This is a genomic window from Streptomyces sp. WMMC940, from assembly GCF_027460265.1.
In the GTDB taxonomy this organism is placed as follows: domain Bacteria; phylum Actinomycetota; class Actinomycetes; order Streptomycetales; family Streptomycetaceae; genus Streptomyces.
On sequence record NZ_JAPZBC010000001.1, the window covers coordinates 5,220,526 to 5,242,450 of the forward strand.

Annotated in this window: 18 protein-coding genes, 3 tRNA genes and 4 pseudogenes; 14 read left to right on the forward strand and 11 right to left on the reverse strand. The window is 71.0% G+C overall.

From position 1 onward, the window contains the following. The first annotated feature begins 228 nt into the window (after positions 1 to 228). Positions 229 to 1,548 (forward strand): RNA polymerase sigma factor, encoded by a 1,320-nt coding sequence (locus O7595_RS22915; RefSeq protein WP_269730508.1) that lies wholly within the window; start codon positions 229 to 231, stop codon positions 1,546 to 1,548. Here the strand turns inward: O7595_RS22915 and O7595_RS22920 are convergent. From O7595_RS22920 to O7595_RS22945, 6 genes and pseudogenes are all read right to left on the reverse strand, one after another. Then, the gene (locus O7595_RS22920) at positions 1,536 to 1,772 is read right to left on the reverse strand and encodes a hypothetical protein (protein ID WP_269730509.1); all 237 of its coding nucleotides are present in this window, start codon (positions 1,770 to 1,772) and stop codon (positions 1,536 to 1,538) included. The genes O7595_RS22915 and O7595_RS22920 overlap by 13 nt on opposite strands. 84 nt (positions 1,773 to 1,856) lie before the next feature. Beyond that, complete coding sequence (locus tag O7595_RS22925; RefSeq protein ID WP_269730510.1) at positions 1,857 to 3,782, reverse strand: ABC transporter ATP-binding protein; 1,926 nt, start codon at positions 3,780 to 3,782, stop codon at positions 1,857 to 1,859. Continuing rightward, positions 3,782 to 5,515, reverse strand: coding sequence for an ABC transporter ATP-binding protein (locus tag O7595_RS22930; protein ID WP_269730511.1), 1,734 nt, complete (start codon positions 5,513 to 5,515; stop codon positions 3,782 to 3,784). The genes O7595_RS22925 and O7595_RS22930 overlap by 1 nt, the downstream gene beginning before the upstream one ends. A gap of 186 nt (positions 5,516 to 5,701) precedes the next feature. Then, positions 5,702 to 5,974 (reverse strand): annotated as a pseudogene (locus O7595_RS33940) (hypothetical protein); the annotation flags it as partial. 78 nt (positions 5,975 to 6,052) lie between these two features. Next, entirely contained in the window at positions 6,053 to 7,492 is a 1,440-nt protein-coding gene (locus O7595_RS22940) for an FGGY family carbohydrate kinase (protein ID WP_269730512.1), read from the reverse strand. Positions 7,493 to 7,694: 202 nt separating this feature from the next. Continuing rightward, positions 7,695 to 7,994, reverse strand: a complete 300-nt coding sequence (locus O7595_RS22945) for a YtxH domain-containing protein (protein WP_138055352.1) — start codon at positions 7,992 to 7,994, stop codon at positions 7,695 to 7,697. A 251-nt stretch (positions 7,995 to 8,245) separates the two neighbouring features. Here O7595_RS22945 and O7595_RS22950 point away from each other — a divergent pair. The 6 genes and pseudogenes from O7595_RS22950 to O7595_RS22975 all read left to right on the forward strand — a co-directional run. Further along, positions 8,246 to 8,318 (forward strand) — tRNA-Asn (locus O7595_RS22950). A 5-nt stretch (positions 8,319 to 8,323) separates the two neighbouring features. Next, a tRNA-Asn gene (locus O7595_RS22955) sits at positions 8,324 to 8,396 on the forward strand. A gap of 178 nt (positions 8,397 to 8,574) precedes the next feature. Beyond that, positions 8,575 to 8,648, forward strand: a tRNA-Ile gene (locus O7595_RS22960). A gap of 473 nt (positions 8,649 to 9,121) precedes the next feature. Continuing rightward, positions 9,122 to 9,493 (forward strand): type II toxin-antitoxin system RelE/ParE family toxin, encoded by a 372-nt coding sequence (locus tag O7595_RS22965; protein WP_269730513.1) that lies wholly within the window; start codon positions 9,122 to 9,124, stop codon positions 9,491 to 9,493. Beyond that, positions 9,493 to 9,831 carry a helix-turn-helix domain-containing protein gene (locus O7595_RS22970; RefSeq protein ID WP_269730514.1) on the forward strand — a complete coding sequence of 113 codons (339 nt, stop codon included), beginning with the start codon at positions 9,493 to 9,495 and terminating at the stop codon, positions 9,829 to 9,831. Before O7595_RS22965 ends, O7595_RS22970 begins: the two co-directional genes overlap by 1 nt. Before the next feature lie 338 nt (positions 9,832 to 10,169). Next, positions 10,170 to 10,643, forward strand: a pseudogene (locus O7595_RS22975) (transposase); the annotation flags it as partial. Here O7595_RS22975 and O7595_RS22980 read toward each other — a convergent pair. The 3 genes from O7595_RS22980 to O7595_RS22990 are packed head-to-tail and all read right to left on the reverse strand — an operon-like array spanning position 10,636 to position 11,591. Beyond that, a complete protein-coding gene (locus O7595_RS22980; protein WP_269730515.1) occupies positions 10,636 to 10,866 on the reverse strand; it encodes a hypothetical protein in 231 nt (76 codons plus the stop codon). The pseudogene O7595_RS22975 and the gene O7595_RS22980 sit on opposite strands and share 8 nt — an antisense overlap. A gap of 33 nt (positions 10,867 to 10,899) precedes the next feature. Next, positions 10,900 to 11,337, reverse strand: coding sequence for a PIN domain nuclease (locus O7595_RS22985; protein ID WP_269730516.1), 438 nt, complete (start codon positions 11,335 to 11,337; stop codon positions 10,900 to 10,902). Continuing rightward, complete coding sequence (locus O7595_RS22990) at positions 11,334 to 11,591, reverse strand: type II toxin-antitoxin system VapB family antitoxin (protein ID WP_269730517.1); 258 nt, start codon at positions 11,589 to 11,591, stop codon at positions 11,334 to 11,336. The genes O7595_RS22985 and O7595_RS22990 overlap by 4 nt, the downstream gene beginning before the upstream one ends. A 371-nt stretch (positions 11,592 to 11,962) precedes the next feature. Here O7595_RS22990 and O7595_RS22995 point away from each other — a divergent pair. From O7595_RS22995 to O7595_RS23015, 5 genes and pseudogenes are all read left to right on the forward strand, one after another. Then, positions 11,963 to 12,313: pseudogene (locus tag O7595_RS22995) on the forward strand (TIGR02679 domain-containing protein); the annotation flags it as partial. Positions 12,314 to 12,453: 140 nt separating this feature from the next. After that, positions 12,454 to 12,771, forward strand: coding sequence for a TIGR02679 domain-containing protein (locus tag O7595_RS23000; protein ID WP_269732589.1), 318 nt, complete (start codon positions 12,454 to 12,456; stop codon positions 12,769 to 12,771). Then, positions 12,737 to 13,180 carry a DUF2399 domain-containing protein gene (locus O7595_RS23005; protein WP_269732590.1) on the forward strand — a complete coding sequence of 148 codons (444 nt, stop codon included), beginning with the start codon at positions 12,737 to 12,739 and terminating at the stop codon, positions 13,178 to 13,180. The genes O7595_RS23000 and O7595_RS23005 overlap by 35 nt, the downstream gene beginning before the upstream one ends. Before the next feature lie 132 nt (positions 13,181 to 13,312). Continuing rightward, positions 13,313 to 15,388 carry a hypothetical protein gene (locus O7595_RS23010; RefSeq protein WP_269730518.1) on the forward strand — a complete coding sequence of 692 codons (2,076 nt, stop codon included), beginning with the start codon at positions 13,313 to 13,315 and terminating at the stop codon, positions 15,386 to 15,388. 487 nt (positions 15,389 to 15,875) lie between these two features. Further along, complete coding sequence (locus O7595_RS23015) at positions 15,876 to 16,307, forward strand: hypothetical protein (RefSeq protein ID WP_269730519.1); 432 nt, start codon at positions 15,876 to 15,878, stop codon at positions 16,305 to 16,307. 228 nt (positions 16,308 to 16,535) lie between these two features. Here the strand turns inward: O7595_RS23015 and O7595_RS23020 are convergent, their stop codons facing one another. After that, positions 16,536 to 16,934, reverse strand: coding sequence for a DsbA family oxidoreductase (locus tag O7595_RS23020; protein WP_269732591.1), 399 nt, complete (start codon positions 16,932 to 16,934; stop codon positions 16,536 to 16,538). A 17-nt stretch (positions 16,935 to 16,951) separates the two neighbouring features. Here O7595_RS23020 and O7595_RS23025 point away from each other — a divergent pair, with 17 nt between their 5' ends. Together O7595_RS23025 and O7595_RS23030 are read left to right on the forward strand one after the other, a co-directional pair. After that, positions 16,952 to 18,163, forward strand: a complete 1,212-nt coding sequence (locus tag O7595_RS23025) for a ferritin-like domain-containing protein (RefSeq protein WP_269730520.1) — start codon at positions 16,952 to 16,954, stop codon at positions 18,161 to 18,163. A gap of 113 nt (positions 18,164 to 18,276) precedes the next feature. After that, positions 18,277 to 18,752, forward strand: a pseudogene (locus O7595_RS23030) (transposase); the annotation flags it as partial. 189 nt (positions 18,753 to 18,941) lie between these two features. Here O7595_RS23030 and O7595_RS23035 read toward each other — a convergent pair. Next, the gene (locus O7595_RS23035; RefSeq protein WP_269732592.1) at positions 18,942 to 21,857 is read right to left on the reverse strand and encodes a DNRLRE domain-containing protein; all 2,916 of its coding nucleotides are present in this window, start codon (positions 21,855 to 21,857) and stop codon (positions 18,942 to 18,944) included. Positions 21,858 to 21,925: the final 68 nt, after the last annotated feature.

Sequence of the window (21,925 nt, forward strand, 5' to 3'; positions counted from 1 at the left end):
CAGCCCGCCTCCGCAGCCCGGAACCGCACGCCCCGCATGCCGCAGCCCGCCTCCGCAGCCCGGAACCGCACGCCCCGCATGCCGCAGCGGCCTCCGCAGCCCGGACGCCCCCGCACCCCGCCCCCGTACCGGCCTGCACGCCGGTAACCGCGCGGTCACGGACCGGACGCAAAAAGTCACCGCACGCCCCTCGTGGCGGTGATGTGTCGTACCCCACACTGGGGTGCGGTGCCTGAGTCCCCGGAGCGCGGCCGGTCCACGACAGGTGGGCCACTCACCCCCGCGGATCCGCTCATCGTGTACGGGACGGACAGCGGCCCGGCCGCCGTCCCCGTCCCGCTGCCGCCTGCCCCCCAACCGGCAGCACCCAGCCTGGAGGTCGCTCCCGTGCAGACCCGGACCCTGACCGAAGCCGAACCGGTCGCGGCGGTCCCGCCGCAGAGCCGGGCGGCGCACCACCCGGAGAACGAGCCCCCGCCGCTGCCGGACGTCATGGCGGCCGAGGACGGCCCCGGGGCGGCGGAACTGCCCGAGCCGCCCGCGTCGCTCGACACCACCGGGACTCAAGAGCTGCCCGAGCTGTCCGAGACGCCCGAGCCTCGCGGGCCCGCGGCCCGCACGGACACCGGCGGGGCCGGCCCGTCGTCCGACCTGTTCCGGCAGTACCTGCGGGAGATCGGGCGCATCCCGCTGCTCACCGCCGCCGAGGAGGTGGAACTCGCCCGCCGCGTCGAGGCGGGCCTCTTCGCCGAGGAGAAGCTCAGGCGCACTCCCGACCTGGACTCCCAGCTCGCCCTCGACCTCGACCGGCTCGTCGTCATGGGCCGAATGGCCAAGCGCCGGCTGATCGAGGCCAATCTGCGGCTCGTGGTCTCCGTGGCCAAGCGCTACGTGGGCCGCGGGCTGACGATGCTCGACCTCGTCCAGGAGGGCAACCTCGGACTGATCCGCGCGGTCGAGAAGTTCGACTACGCGCGCGGCTACAAGTTCTCGACGTACGCGACCTGGTGGATCCGACAGGCCATGTCCCGGGCCCTCGCCGACCAGGCACGGACCATCCGCGTGCCCGTCCACGTGGTGGAACTCATCAACCGCGTCGTGCGGGTCCAGCGCCGCATGCTCCAGGAACGCGGCTACGAGCCCACCTCCGAGGAGGTCGCCGCCCAGCTCGACCTCGCGCCCGAACGCGTCGGCGAGGTCCTGCGGCTCGCCCAGGAACCGGTGTCGCTGCACGCGCCGGTCGGTGAGGAGGACGACGTCTCCCTCGGCGACCTCATCGAGGACGGCGACGCCGCGTCACCCGTGGAGTCGGCCGCGTTCCTGCTGCTCCGGGAGCACCTCGAAGCCGTTCTCTCCACGCTCGGTGAGCGTGAGCGCAAGGTCGTCCAGCTGCGCTACGGACTGGCCGACGGCCGGCCCCGCACCCTGGAGGAGATCGGCCGGATCTTCGGCGTCACCCGGGAACGCATCCGCCAGATCGAGTCCAAGACGCTCGGCAAGCTGCGCGACCACGCCTACGCTGACCAGTTGCGCGGCTATCTGGACTGAGCGTCGCCGTCGGAGGGCCCCTCGGCGGACCGCGCGTCGCGCGCGTCCATGCCCGCCCCGATGGCGACGCCCAGCCCCATGCCCAGCCCGATGCCCAGCCCCACGTTGTCGAAAGCGAACCCGATCGGGACCCCGAAGGCCATGCCCAGCGAGATCCCGAGCGCCACCCCCGTGCCCGACTCCTTCTCCATCCGGTCTCCCCGCTCCCCGTCGTTCCCCGTCATGCCCGTCGCTCCCGTCGTCCGCCGTGGGGCCGCGCCGCCCGTCGTTCCCGTCGTCCGCCGTGGGGCCGCGCCGCCCGTCGTGCGTCAGTCGACCTCGGCGACCGCCTGCGCGAACTGCGCCGCGTACAGCCGCGCGTACGCGCCGCCCGCCGTCAACAGCTCGTCGTGCGTGCCCTGTTGGACGATGGACCCATTCTCCATCACCAGGATCACGTCCGCGTCCCTGACGGTGGACAGCCGGTGCGCGATCACGAAGGACGTACGCCCGTCGGCGAGCCGGGACATCGCCTTCTGGATCAGCACCTCGGTGCGGGTGTCGACCGAGCTCGTGGCCTCGTCCAGCACCAGGATCACCGGGTCGGACAGGAACGCCCGGGCGATGGTGATCAGCTGCTTCTCCCCGGCGCTCACGCCGGACCCCTCGTCGTCGATGACGGTGTCGTAGCCGTCGGGCAGGGTCCGGATGAAGCGGTCGGCGTGGGCCGCCCGGGCCGCCTCCTCGATCTCCTCCCGGGTGACCTCGCGCGCGGTGCCGTAGGCGATGTTCTCCGCGATCGTGCCGCCGAACAGCCAGGTGTCCTGCAGCACCATCCCGATCCCGGCCCGCAGGTCGTCCCGGGACATCGTGGCCGCGTCGACCCCGTCCAGGGTGATCCGGCCGCCCGTCACCTCGTAGAAGCGCATCAGCAGATTGACGAGCGTGGTCTTGCCCGCCCCGGTCGGGCCGACGATCGCGACCGTCTGACCCGGCTCCACCGCCAGCGACAGATCCTCGATGAGCGGCTTCTGCGGGTCGTAGCGGAAGGACACCTTCTCCAGCGCGACCGCGCCCCGCCGTTCCTCGGGACGCGCCCCGCGGATCGGGTCGGGAGCCTGCTCCTCGGCGTCCAGCAGCTCGAAGATCCGCTCGGCCGAGGCCACGCCGGACTGCACCAGGTTCGCCATCGACGCCACCTGCGTCAGCGGCATCGAGAACTGGCGCGAGTACTGGATGAACGCCTGGACGTCGCCGATCGACAACGTGCCGGACGCCACCCGCAGCCCGCCGACGACCGCCACCAGCACGTAGTTGAGGTTGGAGACGAAGAACATCAGCGGCTGCATGATCCCGCTGTTGAACTGCGCCCGGAACCCGGCCTCGTACAGTGCCTGGTTCTGCTCGGCGAAGTCCTTCGCCGATTCCCCCTGGCGCCCGAAGACCTTCACCAGCGTGTGGCCCGTGTACATCTCCTCGACGTGCGCGTTGAGCCGGCCCGTCGACTGCCACTGCCGGACGAACTGCGGCTGCGAGCGCTTGCCGACCTTCGCGGCCACCACCACCGAGAGCGGCACGGTCACCAGCGCGACCAGGGCCAGCAGCGGCGAGATCCAGAACATCATCACCAGCACGCCGACGATCGTCAGCAGGGAGTTGATGAGCTGGCCCATCGACTGCTGCATCGTCTGCGAGATGTTGTCGATGTCGTTCGTCGCCCGGCTCAGCACCTCACCGCGCTTGGCCCTGTCGAAGTACGACAGCGGCAGCCGCGCCAGCTTCGCCTGCACGTCCTCGCGCATCCGGAACACGGTCCGGTTGATGACCCGGATCGACGCCCGCGTCGACACCAGCATCAGCAGCCCCGCGGCCGCGAACACGGCGAGCGCCACGAGCAGCACCCCGCCGACGGCCGTGAAGTCGATGCCCCGTCCGGGCGTGAAGTCCACCCCCGACAGCATGTCCGCCAGGCCGCCGTCACCGCGCTCGCGCAGCGCCTCGACGGCCTGGTCCCGGGACAGTCCGGGCGGCATCTCCCGCCCCACGACACCCGCGAAGACGAGATCCGTCGCCTTGCCGAGGATCCACGGCCCGACCACCGACAGCCCCACGCTCAGCACACCGGCCGTGATCATCACCCACAGGGCCCGCCTCTCCGGCAGCAACTGCCGCAGCAGCCGCTGCCCCGAGCCCTTGAAGTCCAAGGACCGCTCGCCGGACTGGCCCATCGTCATGCGTCCGCCAGGACCGGCCATCAGGCAGCCTCCGCCTCGGTCAGCTGGGAGAGGACGATCTCCCGGTACGTCTCGTTCCCCGCCATCAGTTCGTGGTGGCGGCCCGTGCCGACGACGCGGCCCTCGTCGAGGACCACGATGCGGTCGGCGTCGCGGATGGTCGACACCCGCTGGGCGACGATCACCACCGTCGACTCGGCCGTCTCCAGCGCCAGCGCGCCGCGAAGCGCCGCGTCGGTCGCGTAGTCCAGCGCGGAGAAGGAGTCGTCGAACAGATAGATCTCCGGCCGCTGCACCAGCGTCCGCGCGATCGCGAGGCGCTGTCGCTGACCGCCCGACACGTTCGTGCCGCCCTGCGCGACGGGGGCGTCGAGCCCGCCGTGGAGCTCGCGCACGAAGTCGGCGGCCTGCGCGACCTCCAGTGCCCGCCACAGCTCCTCGTCGGTCGCGTCGGGATTCCCGTAGCGGAGGTTCGTCGCCACCGTCCCCGAGAAGAGGTACGGCTTCTGCGGTACCAGCCCGACGGTCCGCGCCATCAGCGCCGGGTCGAGCTCCCGCACGTCCACCCCGTCGACGAGGACCTCGCCGCCGGTGACGTCGAACAGCCGCGGGACCAGCCCCAGCAGCGTCGACTTCCCGCTGCCCGTCGAGCCGATGATCGCGGTCGTCTCACCGGGCCGGGCCACCAGATCCACCCCGCGCAGCACCGGCTCCTCGGCTCCGGGGTAGCGGAAGTCGGCGGCGCGGAGCTCCAGATGGCCGTGGCGCGTCGTCTCGCGCACGGGCGCGAGCGGCGGCACGACGCTCGACCCGGTGGCCAGCACCTCCTCGATGCGCTCCGCGCAGACCTCGGCGCGCGGCACCATCATGAACATGAAGGTGGCCATCATCACGGCCATGACGATCTGCATCAGATACGCGAGGAACGCGGTGAGCGCGCCGATCTGCATCCCGCCGCCGTCGATGCGGTGGGCACCGAACCAGACGACGGCGACGCTCGACACGTTCACGACGGTCATCACGATCGGGAACATCAGCGCCATCAGACGGCCCGTCGCCATCGACACGTCCGTCAGCTCGGTGTTCGACCCGCGGAAACGCTCCTCCTCGTAGCCGTCCTTCACGAACGCCCTGATCACGCGGTTGCCGGTGATCTGTTCCCGCAGCACGCGGTTCACCGTGTCGAGCCGCTCCTGCATGGTCCGGAACAGCGGCCGCATCCTCCTGACGATCAGGGACACGGAGACGCCGAGGACCGGGACGACCGCGAGCAGCACAGCCGAGAGCGGAACGTCCAGGGAGAGGGCCAGCACGATGCCGCCGACGCACATGATCGGCGCGGACACCATCAGCGTGAACGCCATCAGCACCAGCATCTGTACCTGCTGGACGTCATTGGTCGTACGGGTGATGAGGGACGGGGCGCCGAAGTGCCCCACCTCGCGCGCCGAGAACGACTGGACCCGGTCGAACACGGCGGCCCGCACGTCCCGACCGAGCGCGGACGCGGTCCGCGCGCCGTAGTACACGGCCCCGACGTTGCACACCACCTGGACGACGCTGACGGCGATCATCAGCGCGCCGAACGTCAGGATGTACCCGGCGTCACCCCGGACGACACCGTTGTCGATGATGTCCGCGTTCAGCGTGGGCAGATAGAGGGTGGCGCTGGTCTGCAGCAGTTGCAGCGCCACCAGCAGGGTGATCGCCTGCCGGTGGGGACGCAGGAACGTCCGGAGGAGTCGTATGAGCACGCGCGGCTGTCTCTCGGTTCGGCGGCATTCTTGGAGTCGCCCCCATACTCAGGCACCCGACCACCGGGTGCCCAAGGGTTTTGGCCAAGGCCCGGTCAAGAAGGTGCCCGTGGACGACGGCCGGGGCGCCGGCACCCGGTCGCGCCCGGCCGGGGCGGAGCGCCCCGCCCGATCCGGCCCGCCACGTTGCTCGCCGGGTGACGGCGAGCCGTCCCACAGGACCCGCCCGGCCTCGTGGGGCAACGCCGGCACGGGGCGCGGCGCGTCCCGCCACGCTGAGCACGCATTCGTTCCGGCCGCTGCGGCCCGCGCCGTTCTCGTCGCCGCCGGCGGATCGGGGGCGACGGGGCCCGCGACCACCGGGCCGGCCGCGTACGGGCCGATCAACGATCCGGGGCGACGCCGAACGGCGCCCGTCGGCCGACGCGCTTCGGCACCGGGCCGGTCCGGGCCCCAGGCGCGGCCGGGCCCTGCTCGACGGGGGAGCGGACGAACCCCGGCCTCCCTGCCGCCGATGGCCGAGGACCGCGCCACCGGTCAGGGGTTGAACGCCCCCGGGTGGATCTGCTCGCGCGTCGCGGCGTACTGCTGGCGCACCGCCTGGCCGACGGCGAGCTCGTCGCCCGCCTCGAAGACCTGCGCGGCCGCGCCCTGCCAGGACGGCGGGGTGTGCGGGGAGAGCGAACCCTGTGCCGTACCGAGCGCCCACGCCGCCTGCCGGGCCGCGCCCAGCGCCGCGTAGTCGGCGGGCTGAGGCACGACGACCTGCGCGGCGAAGATCGCGGGGGCGGCCGCCTGGACCGCCGGCAGCTCCGCGGCCTGCCCCAGCAGGAACACCCGGCGCACCACCACTCCGCGTCCGCGCAGCACGTCCAGCGCGTCGGCCAGTGAGCACAGCATGCCCTCGAACGCGGCCCGCGCCAGATGCTCGGGCTTCATCGACTCGCGCCGCAGCCCCGTCAGCGTGCCCGCGGTGTGCGGCAGGTGCGGGGTGCGCTCGCCCTCCAGATAAGGGAGCAGCACCAGGCCGGAGGCGCCCGGGGTGGACTTCATGGCCAGTGCGGACAGTTCGGAGAGGTCCTCGACGCCGAGCATCTCGGCGGCGCCGCGGAGCGCGCGCACGGCGTTGAGCGTGTGCACCACCGGAAGATGCATCCCGGTCGCGTCGGCGAACGACGTGATCATCCCGGACGGGTCGGCGAGCGCCTCGTGGTGGATCGCCATCACGGAACCCGTGGCGCCGAGGGACACCACCGCGTCGCCGGTGCCGAGCCCCAGCCCGAACGCGGCGGCCATGGTCTCGCCGGTACCGGCCGAGATCAGCAGCCCCTCCGGGGTCGTCCCGGCGGCGTCGGACGGGCCCAGCACCTCGGGCAGCGCCGCCTGGTGCCCGAGCGCGAGCTCGACGAGATCGGGGCGGTACGAGCCGGTACCCGCGGACCAGTACCCGGTCGCGGACGCCGCACCGCGGTCCGTCGTCCTCCGCGCCGGCCTGCCGAGCAGCTGCCACACCAGCCAGTCGTGGGGCTGGAGCACCAGCGCGGCGCGCCGCGCCGCTTCCGGTTCGGTCCGGGCCAGCCAGCGCAGCTTCGAGACGGGCAGTCCGGACTGGGGTACGCAGCCGACGGCCTCGGCCCACGCCTGCCGCCCGCCGAACGCCTCGACCAGATCGGCCGCCGCGGCCTGGGCCCGTTTGTCGTTCCCCACCATGGCGGGCCGTACGGGCGCACCGGACGAGTCCAGCGCTATCAGCCCGTGCTGCTGCGCGGACACGCCGATGGCCTGCACGCCTTCGAGCAGCCCCCCGGCCGCTGCCTCGCCCAGGGAGAGCAGCCACGCCTGCGGATCGACGTCGGTGGCCTTGGCCTCGACGGGATGCGGTGCGTATCCCTGGCGCAGTACGGCGCCCGTGTCCGTGTCGCAGACGACGATGCGAGTGAATGCGGACGAACTGTCCAGCCCGGCGACTATCCCCATGCCCTCAGATTCTGCCGCACTCGCGCCACTCGCACGGCCGAGGGCCACGCAACGGGGCGGGGGCGGCGCCTGCCGTGACCCTCAGAGGCGGGCCGCCACCCCTTCACCGCGGCCGAGCCCCGCGCCGGAGGGCGCGGGGCTCGGGTGCGGGACCGGGGTGGGAAGGAACGTGGCTCGGGTGCGGCCGGGGCGGGAGGCGGGGCTACGTATTGCTCGTGCCCCAGTCGTCCTCGCCGCCCTGACTCCGTTCCCGGAGCGACCGCACCCGCTCGGCCACCGCGTCGGGCATCCGGTCGCCGACCTTGTCGCTCACCGCGTGCAGCGCCTTGCCCGCCACCTCACGGCTCGTCTGCGCGGCGGACTCCGCCGCGTTCCGCACGGCGGGGTTCCGCGCGAACTCCCGCGCCGACTTCTTCATCTGCTCGTAGCGCTCCTGCCCGGCCCGCGCGCCGAGCACGTATCCCACACCGAGTCCGGCCATGAACGTGAGCCGGTAGCGCATGGCTGCCACCCTTCGCAGGCGTCGTCGCCGACGCCGATTCGATACGGACCGTGAGCTTGTGGTGCTCGCCTACCCGCGAGGCCCCGAGATCACCCCGCGATCACCCCGGACGCGTGCCCGGAGCTCACCGCGTGGTCACCGGGGGAACCGATTGGCGGAGCACCCCCCTGCTTGCGCTAATGTATGTGTCGCAGCGAGCGAGCGCCGCCCGGGAACGCCCGGGGTGGGTACGTTCGGTGCACACGCGGCAATCCCCTGTAGCTCAATTGGCAGAGCAGCCGGCTGTTAACCGGCAGGTTACTGGTTCGAGTCCAGTCGGGGGAGCGCGATCCCCTGTAGCTCAATTGGCAGAGCATTCGGCTGTTAACCGGAGGGTTGCTGGTTCGAGTCCAGCCGGGGGAGCAGCGACGGAGGAGGGCCCCTCGGGGGCCCTTTTTCATGTGGTCGTCCCGTCGTGGAACCGCGCGGGCGGCAGCGCGGTCCTCATGATCGTGGTCTGGCCGACCATCCGAAGCAGGAGATCGTATGAGCGGCTATGCTGCGGCAGACGGCGCGCACAAATGTGCGCGACGCGCCGTTGGGGGCGGTAGCTCAGCCGGTTAGAGCAGCGGACTCATAATCCGTCGGCCGTGGGTTCGAGTCCCACCCGCCCCACCGCACAAGCGGTGCGCAGGATCGTTTCTACCTGCGAAAACGCCCGAACGAGGGTCGCCACTCCAGGGTGGTTGCCCCCGTTCACTCCCTCAGTCCAAGATCCAGGGGCCCGTTCAGGGGCCCGCGCCGCGTCCGAAATGCCGGGTTGGCTGGCCACCTCTCAGGGCTCGCTGCCGGGCCGGCATCACCGTGATGCCACCGCCGGGCGTGTATCCGGCGGGGTCGGCCGGGGAGTGGCTCGCCGCCGGAGCGGACAGCTTCCCGCTTTCTCGGGCACTCGCCCGGGGCTGACGCGCACTTCGCTATCCATCTGCGGCCGACCCTCGGCCGGCGATCATGTCGGGTCGCCTCGGCATCGCGCCGTCGTCGCCAACACCTCGCTTGCGGACTACGTAACGCTCAACAGTCGTGCGAATATAACGCTGCCGGTGTATGCTGCTGATGTAATAAATTGCGGTTCAGAGGGCGGGCGCGTGACTTGGAAGATCGTCGTGGTCGAACCGGCACTCTCGTGGCTTCACGCGCTGCGTCGCACCGACCGTGAGACGCTCGTCCAGGTCAGCCAAGCCATCACTGCTCTCGCATACGAGGGGCCGGCACTCGGTCGGCCGCTGGTGGACACGATCAAGGGTTCCGCCCTGCCCAACCTCAAGGAACTGCGTCCCGGGTCCGCCGGGGCCACTGAAGTGCGATTGCTGTTTGTGTTCGATCCTGATCGTCAGGCCGTGATTCTGGTCGGTGGTGACAAGGCAGGGAACTGGTCCGGCTGGTATCGCGTTGCCGTGCCCCAGGCGGAACAGGCGTACGCGGAACACCTGAAGCGAATCGAAGGAGAGGACGGGTGATGACCGACCATCTGAGGGACCCGCAGGCCGTCTCCTGGGGTGATCTGGCCGAAGATTTCGCCTTCACCGACGCCGAGAAGGAGCAGATCGCGCAGGGAGCCCATGCGATGATCACCGCTTCTCGGGCGCACCGCCTCGCGGAGTTGCGTAAGCGGCAGCACACCACGCAGGTACAGGTGGCGAAGGCAATGGGCGTCAGCCAGGCTCGGGTCTCCCGTATCGAGAAGGGGCAGTTGGAACGTAGCGAGGTCGATACGCTCGCTGCGTACGTCAAGGCTCTCGGCGGCAAACTGAAGATCGTCGCTGACTTCGGTGACGAAACCTACGTCCTCGGCTGACCGCACCCACCAGCCGGGGCGTGCCGCCTGGTGCCGACCGTGGCTGGCAACGCATCGTCCCGCCCAGTTGTCGGCCTCGTGATCTGGCTGGCCGCCACCCAGTGCTGTTCACCGCGCTGCGTGCGTTTCCACGATGGCGGCCACGCTCGCGCTGGGAAGATGCCAGCCTGGCTCAGCATAACGGCAGCAGAGCACGAGGGCGGGACGCTGGGCACCGAGCCGGTCCGAGAGTCGTGCGGCTGCGACGGCGGCGCCAAGGTCGTGCATGGGCTCCTGACACCCTCGCCGCACTGCGGACGGAGGGATACGCGCCGGTCGCGGAGACAGCCGACGGAACCGTGCGCGTCGCACGACTCCGCAGCCCCCGGGCGACCGCGCCGGTACCACCCCCGCGCAGAGCGGTCAGCAGGCCCAGCACCTCATCGCAGCGACTGATCGCGGTCGGCGTCAACGCCGACGGCCACCGCGAGATCCTCGGCCTGGACGTCGCCACCGCCGAGGACGGCGCGGGCTGGCCGGCCTTCCTTCGCTCGCTGATCGCCCGCGGCCTGTCCGGCGTCCAGCTCGTCATCTCCGACGCCCACGCCGGCCTCGTCGACGCCATCGGCGCGGTCCTGCCCGGCGCGTCGTGGCAGCGATGCCGCACCCACTACGCGAGGAATCTGCTGAGCCAGGTCCCGAAGTCGGCCCGGCCCTGGGTGGCCACGCTGCTGCGGACGGTCTTCGAACAGCCCGACACCGACGCGGTCCAAGCACGGATGCGCCACGTCCTGGACGCGCTGGAGGCCAAGTTCCCCAAGGCCGCTACCTACTGAGTTGGAACTCGACCTGTCCAGCGCCCTTCATGAACTCCATGCGGACGTCCTCGGGCAGCCGCTCGTATCCGAGATCCTGGCTGATTTCGCTTTCCCGCAGATTGCCCGGGCCGTGCTCGTGCATCAGGCGGACCAAGCGCCGGGGTGTGTCGCGGGTGCCCTCATGGCCTTGGTACACGACCACGATCCGCACGAGGAAGGCCGACAGGCGGTCGGCCACCGGGCGATCGAAAGGTACGGGCCCGGCGCCCGCTCACCGCGTGCCGGACGGCGCTTCTCGATCCCTGACGTCGATCATGCGTACGGGCTGTCCGGTCGCACGGGCGATCGTCTCGAAGTCGCGGTCGTAGTGCAGCAGGGTCAGCCCCGCCTCTTCTGCGGCGGCGGCGACCAGCAGGTCGACGGGGCCCGCGCTGCGATGCTCGCTCTTGGCGGTGAGCAGTTCCTGGACGACGCGTGAGCGTCGGTAGATGCCGTCGGGCATGGGGCACCAGGTGTAGTGGGCGTTCAGCGCGCGCTTCACGCGTTCCCGGTCCGCCGCCGAGCGCGCGGAGTAGAGGACTTCCAGTTCGGTGATGTCGCAGAGGGCGACGAGTCCCGCGGCGATCGTGTCGTCCCACTCGGCCGTGGTCCGGCCGAGGAGGACGCGGGCGAGGGCGGAGGTGTCGATCAGGTAGTCGGCGACGGTCACGCATCCGCTCCCGCGCCGTCGGCATCGTCCGGCTCGCCGGTGGGCCGGTACCTGCCCTTGTCGAGGAGAACGTCCATGTCCAGGGCGCCTTCGGCGACCAGTTCGCGGGCCTCTCCGAGGGCGCGCAGGCGCCGGTAGCGGGCGGTGACCTCCCGCAGGGCGGTGTTGATGGTGTCGCGCTTGGTCGTGGTGCCGAGTTCCTTGGCGGCGGCCTCCAGCGCCTCGTCGTCGAGATCGATCACGGTGCGGCTCACGGCGCCCCCTTGTGTATACGGCGTTGTATATCAATATACACGACCTGGTATGCCTGGCGGCTGGTGTTGCTTGGTCCGAGATGCCTGCGCGTGGCAACCCAGCGGAAGGGTGGCCATGATTGCCGCTGCGGAAGCCTCATCAGAACTCCGCCTCCGCCCCGGAGAGCCAGGACGCCCTGTGGACGTGACCGACGACAGGACGGCGGAGGGCCGACGACACGACGGCGGACGAAACCGAGGACGGGACCGAAAGCGTGACCGAGGAGACGAGCACACCGGGCGGGGCCACGTCGCCCGTCGACCGCGACCGCCTGGCCCGCATCCTCGGCGGCCCCGGCCTCGCCTGGCTCGTCGACCGGGTACGCCGCCGTATGGCGCGGGACGAACCCCTCACCGGTCCCGTCACCCTGTCCGACCCCACTCCGGCGCAGCGCGAGGCCGCCGAACGCCTGCTGGGCCGCGCTCCCGGCGCCGGACGCTCGTTGCGCATACGCCTCGACGCGGTGGACGCCGTCCTGCGCCGCTCCGGCGCCGGCCCCGACGGCCTCGCCGCCGCTGTCACCGCCCTCACCGGGCCCGTCACCCGGCTGGCCGACCTGCGCGAGCGGGAGGAAAACGCCTGGCGTGAGGCGTACGCCCCGCTCGACGGGCTGATCCGCAGCGGCAGGCACGAACTGGCCGACTGGGCCGACCGGTTGCGGCGCGACGGGCTCGTACGCAGGCTTGCCCGCACCCCGCACCCCGCACCCCGCACCCCGCACCCCGCACCCCGCACCCCGCACCCCGCACCCCGCACCCCGCACCCCGCACCCCGCACACGGCGAAGAAGCTGCTGGACGACACAGCCGGGGCCCTGCGCCGCCTGCCGGCCGAGCCGACCGTGTCCCTGCCCGTCTTCGCCGCCGACGCGTTCGGCGACGCGGACGCCCTCGACGACGGTACCCCGCTCGCCACGCTCGTCCTGTCCGGCGTCCGCGCCCTGACCGGCTTCCCGGACGGCACCGGAGCCGAGTGGCGCCGCGAGGCCTGGGCCTCGGCGGGCCTCCTCAAGGACGCCCTGTCCTCCGCCGTCCTCACCCTGGGCCTACGCGGCACGCCCGCTCTCGACTGGGCGGCCGACGCGGGGGGAGCCGGCCGTCCTGACACTGCGCCAGCTCACCCATCTACCCCCCCCGCGTAAGGCTTCCGCGGCAGTCCATGTATGCGAGAACCCGGCCGCCGCGGCCGACGTCGTGGGCGCCACATGCCCGCCACTTGTCTGCCTCCAGGGCCAGCCCTCGGCCGCCGCCCTCACCCTGCTGCGCCACCTGCACACCCACGGGACCACGCTGCTCTACCACGGCGACTTCGACTGGGACGGCCTGCGCATCGCCACCGCCCTGCTGCACCGCGTCCCCTGGCACCCGTGGCGCTACCCGGCCGCCGACTACCGCGCCGCGGCCGCCGCCACCCCGCTGGCCCCGCCCCTGACCGGCACACCCGCCACCGCCCCATGGGACCGCGAACTCCGCCCAGCCCTCACCGAACTCGGCGTGCGCGTCGAGGAGGAGGCGGTGCTCGACGACCTGCTGGCCGACCTCGCGCCCTGACCCCGGGCGCTCGGGCAGGGCCTTCGGCCCACCACGGCCGGACAGACGGTGGACGAGCGCCGAACACGGCGGCAGCGCGCGAGCCGTCCCGGTACCGTGACCGACGAACCCCACGAAGGAAACGACACTTCCATGCGCATGTGCTACGACCCCGACGACGAGGACGAGTTCGAGGCCGGCCGTGACCTGCTCGTCGACCGGCTCGAACGGTGGGCCGCCCGGTGCGGCGAGCCGCGGGGGCAGGTCGACGCGTTCGCGGTGGCCACCGCCCTCGACTACCGGCATCTGGGCACGCTCGACGGGCGTCTCGGGCTGTGGGAGCCACGGCATGTCAAGGAGTACCTGCTGGACTGGGCGCCGCGTACGGTCACCGTGCTGCCCGACGAGGAACTGCCCGACGCGCCGGGGGCACTGCGGCTGCTGCTGCGCTTCCTGCACGCGGCGTACCTCGCAGACCCGCGCGGGCCCGGCCTGGATACCCAGCTCGCCGCGGTGGACGAGGCCGCCCGCACCTACCGGGAGGCGATGGCCGACCGCAGCCGCTTCGGACCCGCCAAGTTCTGGCTGACCCTGGCCGCCGAGCACGGCAGCGACACGACCAGCCAGGAGGACCTCGACCGCTTCGTCGAACGCGTGCACGCGGGCGAGATCGACCATGACGAGGCCGCGCTCGCCGTGGTCGCGCGACGGCACCTCATCGAGGGCCCGGCCGACGCCCGGCGCAGCGAGCCGCAGCTGCCCGTCGCCCTGCCGTCCGAACAGGAACTGCGCGCGGACGCCGAGCGGATCACCCTCCTCACCCAGCTCCGGCTGCTCAGCGAGTGGGCGGGCCAGCAGGGTCGCCCACTGACCACGACCGGACGGCTGAAGACCGCCGACGCGCGGGAACTCGCCGAGCGGCTGGCCACCGGCGACGCCCGCACGGAAGCCGTACGCTCCCTCGACGACCTGCCGCGCCTGAACCTGGTCTTCGAACTGGCCCGGCAGGCCCGCCTGGTCCGGGTCGTCAAGGGCAGCCTGTACGCGGTTGCCAAAGCCGCACCCGAGCTGAAGGACCGCCTCGCCCTGTGGCGGCGCGCTTTCGACGCCGTCTTCGGTCTGCGCCGGCCCCTGCTCGGGGCGAAGAGCAGCCGGCACGTCGAGTCCCTGCTCTTCGACACGTACGAGGACACGCTGGCCGACATCCTCAACACCCTCTACAGCCTGCCCCATCCCATGCCCTGGCCCCGGCTGCGCGACAGCGTCGACTACGGCCACCGCGTCCGCCTCCAGCTCGACGACCAGGCGCCCGCCATGTGGTTCGACCACGCCCACCGGGACCTGCGCCGCCTCCTGGACGTCCTCGACCAACTGGGCGCCATCGAACGCACCCGCGGGCGGCCCGCGCCCGAGTTCCTGGAGGCCCCGGCCTACTCCGATCCGCCCGCTCTTCCGACCGGCATGCCTGCCGCACTCGCGGCCCTGCTCCCCGAGCAGCCGCCCGCACCTGCCTTCGACACCGGCGAACTCGGCGGCGAATCAGTGGAGTTGATTAGCCTGAGCCCCCTGGGCACGTGGGCCGTACGCGCTCGCCTGCTCGACGAGGGCCGTGACGCACCCCTCGTCGGCGAACTCCGCCACGCCCCCGCGGCCGGCCTGCTCGGCGTTCTGGCCGACCACTACGACACCGACTCCGCCCGCAGCGAGCTGACCGCCTGGACGCAGGCCCACGCTGGTCCGGACTCCGCCCTTGCGCAACTTCTCGACGCCGTACGGGACATGCCGTTCCGCGGCCGTGCCCAGGCCATGCTCGACACCCTGCTGGTCGCGCTGCCCGAGCCGGAGGGCGAGCGTCTCGTCCGGTCCCTGCGCGGCGACCCCCGGCTGGCCCCGTACGCCATCGGTGTCCTGGTCCAGCGCGACCTGCTCGACCCCGACGACCTGACGGACGCCGAATCCCTGGTCATTGTCGCCGAAGGCATGCTCCAACTGCTGGAGATCACCGGACCCGACGGTCTTGCCGAGACCGCACTCACCCGTGAGCCCGACCTCTGCGACACGATCGAGGCCGCCCTGGCCGCGCCCCACCCCGACCGCGCCGCCCTCGCGGAACTCGAGGAGGCCGCTGCCCGGCTGCCCCGCACGGGCCGGGCGCGCGGGGAAAGGCGACGGGGCGGGAGGGGGTCCGGAACAGGACGCGGAGGAAAGAAACGCGGACAGGGCCGCTGACCGCGGTCCGTTTCCGCCCTGGGGAGCCGTAACTGGGCGGTCGCTCGACCTGCGTCGATCCAGCAGGGCATCCCCAGGTGGCTCCTCGGGAGGGCACTCGGGGGCGGTCAGTGGACACGCAGTGGACGGAAGGACCCGGAAGGATCAGGAAGGCCGGCTCAGGGCCAGAGCGGCGAAGTGCCTCTGACCTGCGGTGATAGGAAGATCGAGGCAAGGGCGGGGACGGATCGGAAGATCGGAAAAGGCGCACCGCTCGAGCGGGGGCGTGCGACGACTATCGCGAGGCGCGGCAATCAGTCACGCACAGGCCGAATGTACGAGGTATGGGTACGGGATACAGAGGTACGGCGGGCGTAAGGTCAGCCCGGGCTGTGTGCGCCGCGTCGCGGACATGGGCGCGGCAGTACCGGATCAGGCATGCCGGGAAAGAAATCCCGTCCCGGGTACGGCATGATTCCTCCGCAACCACCGCGTTCCCGGGGAGAACATGCGCCACCGCCACACCGTCACTGCCATAGCGATCACCGCGCTCGCACTTACCGCCTGCTCCAGCAACGACGAGCCCGACCGCCTCACCGCCGAAGAAGTCGCGGCCGAACTTGCCGACGCAACCGGCGTCGTCGACCTCGGCGATCAGACCGACAACACCAAGTTGTGCTCCAACGAGGCTGCCGGCAAAGAGCCGCACAAGAACGACTGCGTCCAGCTCATTGCCACCTACACCGTCTCGATCTACGAGTACGAGACGCCGGCAGTCGCCGCGAACCGGGTCAAGGAAATGAAGAAGGTCGGCAGCGACTGGCGGCAGGTCGACCGGTTCGCGCTCGCCTGGACGGCGCAGGAGCAGAAGAACACGTCCGACCAGCGGCGCACCGAGCTGGTCGCCGCGCTGGAGAAGCTGACAGCGAGCGAGGACTGACCGACTGCCGCTGTCTGGCCCGGCCGCAACGCCACCACGACGGCCGGGCTTCGTACTCGCGCAGGGCGGTGACCCATGGCCAACCAGAACATGGACGCCAACCAGAACATGGACCCGGTCAGCGACGAACGGACCCGGTCACCGACGAGGAGAAGGAAGAGATCCGCCGTCTCCGCGCTGCGGCCCACGGCCGCAACCCCATCGGCGACCAGTGATCAAAAACCCGGTTCAGCCTGCGGACTCGGCCGCATGGGCGGCGGGGGTTGCGCAGCCGTCCGGGCCGCAGCTCGCGCCGTCTGCGTCGAGTGTCGGCACGGACGGGCGGGTCTCGTCCCAGACCTTGCGCAGGACGTCGAGCAGAGTGTCGCTGTCCTGTGCCCCCGGGACGGCGTAGCGGCGGTCGAAGACGATGAACGGTGCGCCGGTGGCCCCGAGTCGCCGGCCCTCCTGTGCCTCCTCCCGGACACGCTGCCGGAAGCGGCCGTCAGCGAGGACCTGACGTGTCGTCTCGCGGTCCAGGCCGAGCTCGTCGGCCAGGTCGAGCAGGACGTCGACGTCGAAGATGCGCCGGGCCTCACCGAAGTACGCGCGGAAGATCGCGTCCCACGCGGCACGATTCTTGCCCAGGGCGGTGGCGTGGGCACGTGCCGTTCGGCGAAAAACTGCCGGGCGCGGCCTGCAGCATCATCTCGGCGACGTCCGAGGGCTGCAGGAGCAGGTCGAGCCCCATCGCCGGCCGCTCCGCCGTGGCCCCGACGACGTCGCCGGGCGGGCGGCGGGGGTGCACGCGGCGTGCGCGACGACGTCGGCGTCGGAGAGCCACCTTCTACCGGAAGGGCAAGGACAAGCAGTGGGACGGCGCCACCCGGATCGACTGGGACCTGGAGGTCGACCCGTACGACCCGCTCGGCACCCCCGACGAGGCGATGAGCCTGTACGGCACGAAGCACTGGGCCAAGCTCACCGACAAGGGCCGAGGCGAGCTGCGCCGCCACTACTCCTCCTGGCAGTTCAGCCAGTTCCTGCACGGGGAGCAGGGCGCGATGGTGTGCGCGGCGCGGATCGTCGAGTCCGTTCCCGACCTCGACGCCAAGTTCTACTCCGCCACCCAGGTCATGGACGAGGCCCGGCACGCCGAGATCTACGGGCGCTTCCTGCACGAGAAGATCGGGATGCTGTACCCGATCAACGACAACCTCCAGGGCCTGCTCGGCGACACCCTGCGCGACTCCCGCTGGGACATGCCGTACCTCGGCATGCAGGTGCTCATCGAGGGCCTGGCGCTCGCCGCCTTCGGAATGATCCGCGACACCACCGACAAGCCGCTGCCCAAGCAGATCCTGGCCTACGTCATGCAGGACGAGGCCCGCCATGTCGCCTTCGGCCGGATGGCGCTGCGGGACTACTACAAGCAGCTCACCGACGCCGAACTGCGCGAGCGCGAGGAGTTCGTCATCGAGGGCTGCTACCTGATGCGCGACCGGCTGCGCGGGGTCGAGGCCCTGGAGGACTTCGGCATCCCGCGGAAGGAGGCGGAGGCGCTCAGCGAGCAGAGCGAGTGCCTGCACCTCTTCTGCGAGCTGCTGTTCAGCCGGATCGTGTCGTGCGTGAAGGACATCGGCCTGTTGGGCGAGCGCCTCCAGAATGCCTATCTCAACATGGGCGTCTTCGACCTGGGCGACTCCAACCTCGACCTGCTGATGACCCAGGACGAGGAGATCGCGGAGGCGCTGGACCGGGAGCGGTTCGCCGTCGAGGAGCAGGAGCGCGTGGCGGAGGTGGCGGAGGCGATCGCGGAGGGCGGGGCCGTCTCGTCGCCGGAGCGCGGTCTCGTGGCCGTACGTGAAATGGGGTGAGCCCCCGGCGCCACTCGGGACGCTGTTGGCGAATTCGGGGGCTCGCGTGACGTCGGCCTTCAAGACCCGGTTGTGGTCTTGAAGGCCGACGTTGTCGTATGGGGTGGGTGCGGATGTCGATGCAGCCGGGCGGGCCGAGTGAGGTCCCGGCGGAGACGGTGCGGGTGGCGCGGGCTGCGTTCCCCAGAGGCAGCTTGGCGATCCGGGTCCAGACGAGTTGGGGCCGCTGTTCACGGATGAGGAGTTCGCGGACCTGTTCCCGGCGCGGGGCAAGCCTGCCTGGTCGCCGGGGCGGTTGGCGCTCGTGCTGGTGTTGCAGTTTGTGGAGGGGCTGACCGACCGGCAGGCCGCGGAGGCGGTGCGGGCAAGGATCGACTTCAAGTACGCCCTCGGGCTGGAACTGAGTGATCCCGGGTTCGACTTCTCGGTGCTGTCGGAGTTCCGGGACCGTCTGGTGGAGGAAGAGCGCTACAAGACCCGCGCCGGTGTCGAAGGCACCATCTCCCAAGCCACCCAGCGGTGCGGCCTGCGCAGATCCCGCTACCTCGGCCTCGCGAAGACCGCCCTGCAACACCAACTCACCGGGGCCGCGATCAACCTCGCCCGCATCGACGCCCATCTCACCGAAACACCCCGAGCCCGCACCCGCACCAGCCACTTCGCAGCACTTCGCCCCGTCGAGCTCACGCTCGACGGGGCGAAGTGACCGAGCCCCCGAATTCGCCAACAGCGTCCCGAGTGGCGCCGGGGGCTCGGTGTCGTCAGCGGGCGGCCGGGATCAGCCGAACGCCTTGACAGTGCTCCAGTCGGTGGACAGGACCGTCTTGACCGGGGCGTTGGTGTCGGTGGTGGACGGGTTGTACAGCTTCATATTGCCGGTGGCGCCTTCGCGGGCCCACATGTCCGGGACGCCGTCCTTGTTGACGTCCGGGATACCGATCACGGCCGTGATGTTGGTCGCGGTCCAGTTCGTGCCGAACCGGACGTCGCCGTTGACCGAGTTGGCCGCCAGCTTGATCGACTCGAGGTCGACGCTGCCGGCGACCGCGCCGGGCTTGCCGTGGCGGACGTACATGTTGCCGTTGGACACGTTCCGCCACAGCAGGTCGGGCGTGTTGTCCCTGTTCATGTCCGCGATGTTGACGATGTCGCGAGCGGTGGTGGCCCAGGCGGTGCCCTCCATGAGCGTGGCGGACTGGAAGCTGCCGCCGGTGTAGCCGGAGAGGATCCAGAACGCGGTGCCCGCGCGCAGGGCGATGTCCGGGTGCTTGTCACCCGTGATGTCGCCGATCGCCTTCATCTGCGTCCACGTGGACGGCGCCGGTGCGTTGGACGGCAGCCGGATCTTCATGCGCTGGTCGACGTTGAAGGTGCCGTAGCCGTCGCCCGGGTAGAGCCAGAACTGCTTGTCCGGGGTGACGGCGAACAGGTCGGTTGACCCGTCGCCCGGGTAGACGTCGTTGTAGTGCGCGATCAGCGACGGCGTGCCGGCGGTGTTGATCCAGTGGTTCGCCGGGTCGACCTTCTTGCCGGCGGTGACGTACGAGCCGGACAGGCAGTTGTAGAGCTCACCGCCGGTGCCGGGGACGGTCGGGTCGGCGGGAGCGCCGGCGCAGTTCCGCAGCCTGCCGTCCGCGTAGAGGACGAGCAGGTCGGGGATGTTGTCGCCACCCGTGTCCATCGGTCCGTCGGCGGCGTCACGCGGGGGCAGGTAGAACTTGTAGTCGCCGCGGATGCTCTGGTTGCCGTTGACGTCGTAGGCGTAGACGGTGATCGTCACCGGTCCCGCGTGCGGCGGGGTGACGTTCGTGAGGGTGACCTTGCCGTTGACCGGGGTCGGCGCGTCGACGTAGCCGTTGCCCTCGAAGGCGTAACGGAACTTGGAGGCGCCGGCGGCGGTGAAGGTGAAGTCACCGGGCTTGCCGAAGTTCACCGTCGCCCACGTCTTGCCGTCGTCGGTGGCCTCGGTGAACACCGTGCTGGTGATGTCCGGCTGCGGCGGGGCGATCGGGTCGACGGTGATCTGGCACGGCTCGCTGCCGTTCGGGAAGAAGGACGAGGTGGAGCGCGCGTTCGGGTACGTCGAGTCCTCGGACCGTACGTCCCACTTGAACAGCGTGTTCGCCGTGAGGCCCGTCAGCAGTGGATCGGTGGCCTCGATGACCATCTGGCCGTAGCCCGTGGAGGTCGGGGTGGCGACATACTCCTTCTTGGTGCTGCTGCCGTTCTTCCAGAAGCGGAAGCGCAGCTTCGGCGGAGCGCCGTCCGGGTCGGAGCCCTTGGCCTTCAGCGTGATGGTCGTACGGCCGATCAGCGTGCTGGCGGTCGGGCCCGGCACGCACGCACCGCCCGGCGAGGACGTGCCGGAGGTCGGCTGGTTCGGCGGGCGGTTGAACTCGCCTTCGATCCGGGCACCGGTCGCGGCGAACTTGCGCCAGGTCTGGGTGTCGGTCTCGGACGTGGCCCGCATGCCGAGGGTGATGTTCGACCAGCCCTTGTCCGCGGCCTCCTGGGCCGCCGAGGTCACGGTGAACGACTCCCACGCGTCCGGGCAGGACGAGGACCAGCCGTGCGCGAAGGACTTCTTGTGCAGCACCCTCGACCAGCTCGGCTGCGCGTTCCACGTCGTACCCGAGGAGATGCCGCCCGTCAGCCAGAACTCCATCTGACGGTCGGTGCAGGACCAGGAGTGGTTGTTCACGATCTTGAACGTGGCCCAGTCGAACTTGGCGCCCTCGTAGCTGGTGGAGAACCTCATCCGCCAGAAGGAGCGGGCCAGACCGCCGGTGTCGCTCTCGTAGCCCACGCGGGCGTCGGAGGTGCCGGAGGAGAAGTTCGTACCGTTCCAGAAGCTGGAGTTCGGGTACTTCTTGTACGCCACGGTCCAGGCGAGCCAGTCGCTGTTGAGCGGCGGGTCGATGAAGACCGGGAACTTCGTGTCCTTGTCGGCGAGCAGGCCCGTGGCCGCGACGTCCAGGTTCAGCGTCGCGGAGCCGGTGCCGTCACCCTCGAGGACGATGGGGAGCTGGGCGGACTTCGCGCCCGGCTCGATGCCCGTCAGGCCCGACAGCTTCAGCACGTCGGCTGTGGTGGCCACGGAGGTGCGCTGCGGCGAGCCCGGGGGCAGCTCGGGGTCGCGGCCGGCCGAGTCCCAGGCGAACGGGGTCGGGATGCTGCCGGCCTCCTTGCCGTCCTTGCCGAGGACCTGGATCCGGTTGGCCTTCGTGTCCTGCCGGAACACGGCCGTCTTCGAGCGCAGCCCGTACGAGACGGTCGCGAGGTCCTTGTTCTGCGCGGCCTGCTCGTCCTTGACGATGAGGAGCTGGCCGAAGCCGCCCTCGGCGCGCACGACCAGCAGCAGGTCGACACCCGGGAACACCTCGGGGTAGAGGGCGCGCGGGCCGTCGAGCACCGGCTCGGGCAGGGTGCCCGGCCAGGTGTACGCGACGGTGTGGCGGTTCAGGTCGACCTCGGCGAGGACGGTCTCGCCGGCCAGCGGGGCGCGGACGTACGAACGGTCGGCGCGGTCCGCGGACCGGGTACCGCCGGCGAAACGCACCGGCACGACCGCGTTCACCGGACGGATGCTCAGCGAACCGGCACCCTTCGTCCGGCGCAGCGTGGTGTCGATCGGCGCCCACTTGCCCTGGGCGTTCTTCGCACGCTGCGGCTGGGCGTCGATCTGGGTGCGCATCTTGCCGTTCGGCAGTGCCCAGATGAGCTGGTTCGCGGTGGTCGCCGTGTCGACGAGCACCTTCTTAC